This window comes from Halorubrum sp. SP9 (assembly GCF_005435015.1).
In the GTDB taxonomy this organism is placed as follows: Archaea; Halobacteriota; Halobacteria; order Halobacteriales; family Haloferacaceae; genus Halorubrum; species Halorubrum sodomense.
Genome location: NZ_SGXU01000160.1, coordinates 1 through 917, shown reverse-complemented (window position 1 = coordinate 917; position 917 = coordinate 1). Strand labels below are relative to the sequence as shown.

Genomic DNA, 917 nt, shown 5'->3' with positions numbered 1-917 from the left:
CCTGAAGCGACGACAAGAGACGGGCGAGATATACTATCACCCGGAGTTAGACCTTGAGGGGTTGGGAAATACTCCGAACGATAGCAATTAGTTACGCTGTTGCTCCCGGATCGTGTTGGCTATTTCATCGTAATTAGGAACACCAGCGAAGGTAACAAGCGACGCGCCGGTTCCCGATGAAAACTGGATGTTTCCATGACCGATTAGTTTCTCACTCCAAGAGGCTCCTGTTTGGAGTTGGCGAATATCCTCAATCCGATATTCGTTGGTTGATGAACCCAGTATCCCCGTCTTTTGAATCACCCGTTCGGTTGTAACAACGTATCTGGAATTATACCGGGCCAGTATCGGGACAAAAATGGTAATAAAACCAATTCCAATGAACATGAGGAAGATTGACCCAATGATCCACCCGGCCCAATTTGACCATGACGGTCGGATATTATGAAGCACCTCTTCACCCTCAAGTAGGGTTACGCCGTCGGCAGAAGGCACACCGTTCGACATACTCCCGTATTTCTATCAATACACTTAGTGATTTGGGAGGTTTGTTTCGGTTAATCTTAACCAACGCCGGTGGGTTCCGAATCTTCAATGTTGGTTAAGGATAGCGCCACCGTGGCGTTTACCCTCAATTAGTGCCGGTGTTCACAGGGTTCACAGCATTTCCTCAACTTAGGAGAATAGTGAGAGAGAAAGAAGAGAGTCATATATACAAACAAAGTAGGGTGAACCCCTGTGAACCCTGTTCACCTAAGCGATCCTCGCCGGGGGAAAATATATTCAACCGGGGACTGACCTCTTTGTATCCGGTGCGCGTAACCGTGCGCTGGATAAGAACACGGTGAATACATCAATGGTTTTCAAGAAGATCACGCTGATCGGGACGAGCGAGGAGAGCTTCGACGCCGCGGCCG

1 protein-coding gene is annotated in these 917 nt (G+C 48.7%); it reads right to left on the bottom strand.

The features are described from left to right. Positions 1-87: 87 nt before the first annotated feature. Positions 88-507, bottom strand: coding sequence for a PH domain-containing protein (locus tag EXE45_RS16995; protein WP_137695028.1), 420 nt, complete (start codon positions 505-507; stop codon positions 88-90). Between the last annotated feature and the right edge of the window lie 410 nt (positions 508-917).

What these genes read in the sequence shown, in the direction of transcription:
- EXE45_RS16995 (WP_137695028.1), bottom strand. Translation starts at nt 507, where the DNA reads ATGTCGAACGGTGTGCCTTCTGCCGACGGCGTAACCCTACTTGAGGGT.